The sequence below is a fragment of the Bacillus sp. MUM 116 genome (genome assembly GCF_001866655.1).
In the GTDB taxonomy this organism is placed as follows: Bacteria; Bacillota; Bacilli; order Bacillales; family Cytobacillaceae; genus Neobacillus.
The window spans coordinates 39,415-45,535 of the sequence record NZ_MLYR01000001.1 but is presented as its reverse complement, the minus strand read 5'-3'; the positions used below and the strand labels follow the sequence as shown (position 1 = coordinate 45,535).

The window sequence follows — 6,121 nt, the reverse complement described above, 5'->3', positions numbered from 1 at the left end:
TTTATTAAAGACTATTTTCGCATAGATTGTTGTTTTTCGTATAAGTTCATCAACCCGTATAACAAAACCCTTCGTGGCATCTTTTCGTAAGAACATTTGCGAAAATTGCCTAGAAACTTAAGTATTTGACCCTTATTAAGGTCCAGAAGCAACAAAGTTTACGAAAAGAGCCTTTAAAAAGGAAAAAGGCGGAGCTAAAGCAAAAAATGTTTTTTAAAGGAAGGAGTTTTTCCAAGATGACGAAAGCTGTGACCTATGAAAACTGGAATCAAATCTCTGACAGTTTTCAAACAGATGATGAAACAAAAGGGGCCCGTGCTGTCTTAGAATGGGCTTACCAAAATTATTCCGATGACAAAATCGTCTATGCCTCGAGTTTCGGAGCAGAAGCGATAGTATTAATTGACCTGATTCAACAGGTAAAACCAGATGCCCATATTGTTTTTTTAGATACGGGCCTGCACTTCCCGGAAACATATGATGTAATCGATAAAATCGAAGCCCGTTTTCCTTCTTTAAAAATTGAAAGGAAACAGCCTGCTTTGAATTTAGATGAACAAAGAGAGCAGTACGGTTCAGCTTTGTGGAAAAAAGACCCCAATCTTTGTTGCCAAATCAGAAAAGTCATCCCGTTAAGAGAGACTTTAACAGCAAAAGAAGCTTGGATTTCCGGACTTCGCAGAGAGCAGTCGCCAACACGCAAGGATACCCAGTTCCTTAACAAGGATGAAAAATTTGAAAATATTAAAATCTGCCCATTGATTCATTGGACATGGGATGAGGTTTGGGCCTACATTCGCGAAAAAGAACTTCCTTACAATCAATTGCATGATCACAATTACCCAAGCATTGGCTGTTTTCCTTGTACACAGCCAGTTGATGCCGATGGCGATTCCCGTGCAGGAAGATGGGTAGGCAGCGGGAAAACCGAATGTGGTTTGCACACAAAGTAACTTGAACATTAATGCGGGAGAAAGGAGGTCATCTCGATGCTTACAATCATTGCCATTACCATCGGGTTGTTTTTTGCAGTAAATATTGGAGCTAGTGGTGCGGCTGCCTCAATGGGAATTTCATACGGGGCAGGTGTTGTGAAAAAGCGGGTCGCATTAATTCTTTGTGCCATTGTCGTCTTTCTTGGAGCCTGGCTTGGCGGCGGAGAAGTAGTAAAAACAATCGGCGGCGGAATTGTTCCAAGCAAAACGTTTACTGTTGCGATTGCTTTAATTGTTTTAGCATCAGCAGCGTTATCTTTGTTTTTAGCCAATATTTTTGGCATTCCGCTTTCGACCAGTGAGGTTGCAGTAGGGGCAGTGGTTGGAGCCGGGGTGGTTTACCAATCCGTATTTGTCGGTAAGTTCCTATGGATTGCGATGTTTTGGCTGCTGACACCGTTTGCTGCTTTTGTGATTGCCATTTTAGCGGCAACCCTTTTAAAAATAAAATTTATCAAACGGGTCATTGAAAAACCAAAAGCCGGACCGGTTCTAGCAGTTCTTGTTGTCTTCATGGGATTGTTTGAAGCTTTTTCAGCTGGAATGAACAATGTGGCGAATGCAGTGGGGCCGCTCGTTGCTGCAAAATTGATGTCCACAGGCGATGCCGTTCTTTGGGGCGGGTTAGCTGTTGCGTTAGGCGCGATCCTATTTGGACATCGCGTGCTTGAAACAAACGGGAAAAAGATTACAAACCTTAAAATTGAGGAAGGCTGTGTCATTTCTGGAACGGGTGCAACCATTGTCACCATTGCTTCAATGTTTGGGATACCAGTACCGTTAACGCAAATCACGACATCTTCAATTATCGGAATTGGTTTTGCCAAGCATGGGAAAGCCGTTTTAAAAAAGGATATTGTTGTCCAGCTTTTAACCGTATGGATTGTTTCTCCGGTTTTGTCGATGGTGCTTTCCTATACGATTATTCAGTTATTGATTGAAAAAAATGGTTACTCCATTGTTGCCATAGCGGGTGTAGTGATTTCCGTTTTAGGTGTAATGTTCTTGATGAAACGATCAGCATCATCGGGCGCGATTTCTCAAGCGAATATATCAAAAAAATAGACTGTTTAAATGTCAATGGTGATTTTTGAAATAATGTTGATTGGAGCGGAAGGCACGAAGACTCCTGTGGGGCATACGGGGCAAGGGAGACCCCGCAGGAGCGAAGCGACGAGGAGGCTCCCCGGACCGCCCACGGAAAGCGAAGTGCCTGGAGTGGAAATCAACAGCCAAGTTTATCAGAGCCAAAAAATAATGAAAGGTTGATTATTGATGTCATTTTTACCAAAGCCTCATGGAGGAAAACTAATCCAAGCATTTGATCCAACTTATGATTTTTCAAAAGTAGAAAAAGAAATCGAAATTGATGCTGTCGCTCTAAGTGATTTAGAATTAATCGGCGTTGGGGTATTCAGCCCATTGACCGGTTTTCTTGGAAAAGCAGATTATGAATCTGTCGTTGAGCGTATGCGCTTAGCTGACGGTACCATTTGGTCCATTCCAGTCACACTTCCAGTTTCCTATCAAGTAGCAGAAACACTTGTAGTGGGAGAGGAAGTTAAACTTGTATCAAACAACGAAGTGTACGGAGTAATCAAGGTTTCTGAAACATATGAACCTGATTTGAATAAAGAAGCCCTAAATGTTTATAAGACCGAAGAGTTAGCCCACCCTGGCGTAAAACGTCTTTTTGAAAGAGGTCCAGTTTATGTTGCCGGTGAGATTGTGCTTGTGAAAAAGCCGGAAAAAGGTGTATTTGGCGACGTATGGTTTGAACCAAAAGAAACTCGCGCTTTATTCGAAGAAAAAGGTTGGAAAACAGTTGTTGGATTCCAAACAAGAAATCCTGTTCACCGTGCACATGAGTATATTCAAAAAGCAGCCCTTGAAACAGTTGACGGCTTATTCCTAAATCCGCTTGTTGGACAAACGAAGTCTGATGACGTCCCTGCAGATGTCCGTCTAAAAAGCTACCGCGTTTTACTAGATAACTATTATCCAAAAGAGCGTGTTCAATTGGGCGTTCACCCTGCAGCAATGCGCTATGCCGGACCAAGGGAAGCGATTTTCCATGCGCTTGCACGTAAAAACTATGGCTGCACACATTTCATTGTCGGCCGCGACCATGCCGGTGTTGGCAACTACTACGGAACATATGATGCCCAGCATATCTTCAGTAATTTTACAGAAGAAGAGCTTGGAATTAAGCCATTATTTTTCGAGCATAGCTTCTATTGCACAAAATGCGATGGTATGGCGTCCGACAAAACTTGCCCGCATGGCAAAGAGGACCGTGTAATCCTTTCCGGAACAAAAGTAAGAGAGATGTTAAGAAGTGGTGTCCTTCCGCCATCTACTTTCAGCCGCAAGGAAGTTGTAGAGGTTTTAATTGAAGGAATGAAAGAAAAAGATACGGTTGAAGTGTAAGGGGGACTTGAGTGTGACACAGTCAACGAATATCACATGGCATGAAACAACAATTACAAAAAATGACCGCCGTTCCCAGAACGGCCATGGAAGCTGTACATTATGGTTCACAGGTCTTTCCGGTTCGGGGAAATCAACGATTGCAAATGCGGTATCGAATGAGTTGTACCGTTTACGGATTAATGAGTATGTGTTGGATGGGGACAATATCCGCCACGGTTTAAATAAGGATTTAGGTTTTTCAGAGCATGACCGGACGGAAAATATCCGCCGGATTGGAGAAGTAGCAAAGCTATTTGTTGACAGCGGCAAGGTCATTACAACCGCATTTATTTCGCCATTCCGCTCCGACCGCGATCAGGTTCGCGAGTTATTTGAAGAAGGAGAATTCATCGAGGTTTTCGTTGATTGCCCGATTGAGGTTTGCGAACAGCGCGATCCAAAGCAGCTATATGCAAAGGCACGCCGCGGCGAGATTAAAGATTTTACGGGGATTGATTCCCCATATGAGGCTCCGGAAAAGCCGGAAATCACTTTACGTTCTGATTTGTTGTCGGTTGAGGAAGCTGTTCAGCAGGTTATTGCTTATTTACGGGAGAAAAATATTTTCTAATGGTGAGTTAGGGTGTAAATTTACATCCTTCTAGCGGATTCTAAGAGTTTATCAGCGAATCTGAGCCATTTATCGGCGAATTTTAAGGTTTTATCAGCGAATCATCAATTACAGCAAGTTTTACACAATAGGGATAGGGAAAGGATGTTGGATTTCATGGTTGGCAAAGTCTATTTAGTTGGTGCGGGTCCTGGTGATCCAGATCTAATTACAGTAAAAGGATTACGCTGCCTGCAGCAGGCTGATGTGATTTTGTATGACCGGTTAGTAAATCCAGAGCTCCTTCAACTTGCAAAAGCAGATGCGCAGCTGGTTTACTGCGGAAAACTCCCGCATTATCACACAATGAAACAGGAAACGATTAATCACTTTTTGGTGAAATATGCCAAAAAGGGCTATACAGTTGTCCGCTTAAAGGGAGGAGACCCTTTCGTTTTTGGACGTGGTGGAGAAGAAGCTGAGGAGTGCGTGAAACATCATGTACCGTTTGAAGTGGTTCCGGGAATTACATCCGGAATCGCAGCTTCCGCTTATGCAGGGATCCCCGTAACTCATCGTACATTAAGTAAAAGCTTTGCTTTTATTACCGGACACCAAGCCGCAGGCGATAAAGAAGCTGAGCATCAGTGGGCCCATTTAGCCAAAGCAGTTGATACGATTTGCGTTTATATGGGAGTATCCCATCTGCCTACAATTGTTAAACAGTTGATGGAGAACGGGAAATCCGCGGATACACCAATTGCCCTTGTTCATTGGGGAACATTAAGTGACCAAAGAACAGTGGTTGGAACCCTTGAGACCATTGAAGCTCGTGTTAAGGAAGCAAAAATTGCTAATCCCAGCATGATTGTGATTGGCGAGGTTGTCCGTTTACATGATAAACTGAACTGGTTCGAAGAGGAAATCATGCCTCATTTACCGGTGGTTCAAGGGTAATCAAAAAGGAGCAGTCAGCATGAAAGCGATTCTTTATATTGGCCATGGGACAAGATCCAAAAAAGGGGCTGAAGAGGTAAAGTCCTTCCTGAATAGAGTAATAGAACGGGTCGATACTTCGATTCAGGAAGTCAGTTTCCTGGAATTGACGGAGCCTTCCATCGAGGAAGGTTTTCGGAGGTGTGTGGAAAGAGGGGCAACGGAAATGACGGTTGTGCCGATTTTCCTTTTGGCTGCCGGCCATATTAAGGAAGATATTCCGAATGTGTTATCTGCATTAAGCGAACAGTATCCAGAGGTCCGTGTGAATGTTAGGAATCCGTTTGGTGTGCAGGATGAAATTCTTAATGCGATTGCTGAACTTGTTAGAGAGGCGACAGGGAAGGTCACTCCACAGGACGCAGTGTTAATTGTCGGCAGGGGCAGTAGTGACCCAAGCATTCATACTGCGTTTACCATGATTGCCAGTGGAATAAAAGAGCGGCTTCAAACCAATCATGTGTCCGTTTGCTACTTAGCGGCAGCTGAACCAAGATTGCCAGAAGGATTTGAAGCGGCTATGGAGAATAGCGCTGGGCGTGTGATTGTTATCCCCTATCTGCTGTTCTCCGGTCTCTTGCTTGCTGAAGTAAACCAAATGGTCAGGAAGAAACAAAATGAACGAGAAATTATCTGTACCGGCCAACTAAGCCGGCATCGTGTAATTGAAGATATTGTTGTCGAGGGATTCGACGAAATTCGGTAAGTGACCGGCACTTCCCGAATTTTGTCGAAAAGCTCAGGCAATACAAAAAGAGAGGCACCATCCCTATTTTGGGAGGTGCCTCTCTTTTTTAATGGCTATTTTCGCATAGATTCTTGTTTTTCGTATAAGTTCATCAACCCGTATAACTAAATGCTTCGTGGCAACTTTTCGTAAGAACATTTGCGAAAATTGCCTAGAAACTTAGTAAATGACCCTTATTAAGGTCCAAAAGCAACAAAGTTTACGAAAAGAGCCTTTTTAATAGATAAGAAAGAAGTTTTTGACTTCGAGAATTGTCTAGCGCAAGCAGCCACGCCCCTCGAGGTCGTAAGCCGATCCGCCAAGAAGGTTAAAGAGCAACCTTCTCGTCGGCTCGTCTTACGCTATGCCTGAGGCTGATCA

At 43.5% G+C, this 6,121-nt stretch carries 6 protein-coding genes; all 6 read left to right on the top strand.

Annotated features, from left to right (window positions below):
* Positions 1-236: 236 nt before the first annotated feature.
* The 6 genes from BIV60_RS00235 to BIV60_RS00210 all read left to right on the top strand — a co-directional run bounded on the left by BIV60_RS00235 (position 237) and on the right by BIV60_RS00210 (position 5,719).
* The gene (locus BIV60_RS00235; protein ID WP_071353742.1) at positions 237-953 is read left to right on the top strand and encodes a phosphoadenylyl-sulfate reductase; all 717 of its coding nucleotides are present in this window, start codon (positions 237-239) and stop codon (positions 951-953) included.
* 36 nt (positions 954-989) lie between these two features.
* The gene (locus BIV60_RS00230; RefSeq protein ID WP_071353741.1) at positions 990-2,060 is read left to right on the top strand and encodes a sulfate permease; all 1,071 of its coding nucleotides are present in this window, start codon (positions 990-992) and stop codon (positions 2,058-2,060) included.
* A 210-nt stretch (positions 2,061-2,270) separates the two neighbouring features.
* The gene (gene sat / locus BIV60_RS00225) at positions 2,271-3,425 is read left to right on the top strand and encodes a sulfate adenylyltransferase (RefSeq protein WP_071353740.1); all 1,155 of its coding nucleotides are present in this window, start codon (positions 2,271-2,273) and stop codon (positions 3,423-3,425) included.
* A gap of 13 nt (positions 3,426-3,438) precedes the next feature.
* Positions 3,439-4,038: an adenylyl-sulfate kinase gene (cysC, locus tag BIV60_RS00220; RefSeq protein WP_071353739.1), complete on the top strand. Its 600-nt coding sequence runs from the start codon at positions 3,439-3,441 to the stop codon at positions 4,036-4,038.
* Positions 4,039-4,194: 156 nt separating this feature from the next.
* Complete coding sequence (cobA, locus tag BIV60_RS00215) at positions 4,195-4,974, top strand: uroporphyrinogen-III C-methyltransferase (protein WP_071353738.1); 780 nt, start codon at positions 4,195-4,197, stop codon at positions 4,972-4,974.
* Positions 4,975-4,993: 19 nt separating this feature from the next.
* The gene (locus BIV60_RS00210) at positions 4,994-5,719 is read left to right on the top strand and encodes a sirohydrochlorin chelatase (RefSeq protein WP_071353737.1); all 726 of its coding nucleotides are present in this window, start codon (positions 4,994-4,996) and stop codon (positions 5,717-5,719) included.
* Positions 5,720-6,121: the final 402 nt, after the last annotated feature.

Bases quoted from the DNA above. Each gene is read 5' to 3' on its own strand.
- BIV60_RS00235 (WP_071353742.1), top strand. From the start codon at position 237: ATGACGAAAGCTGTGACCTATGAAAACTGGAATCAAATCTCTGACAGT.
- cobA (WP_071353738.1), top strand. From the start codon at position 4,195: ATGGTTGGCAAAGTCTATTTAGTTGGTGCGGGTCCTGGTGATCCAGAT.
- BIV60_RS00210 (WP_071353737.1), top strand. From the start codon at position 4,994: ATGAAAGCGATTCTTTATATTGGCCATGGGACAAGATCCAAAAAAGGG.
- BIV60_RS00230 (WP_071353741.1), top strand. From the start codon at position 990: ATGCTTACAATCATTGCCATTACCATCGGGTTGTTTTTTGCAGTAAAT.
- sat (WP_071353740.1), top strand. From the start codon at position 2,271: ATGTCATTTTTACCAAAGCCTCATGGAGGAAAACTAATCCAAGCATTT.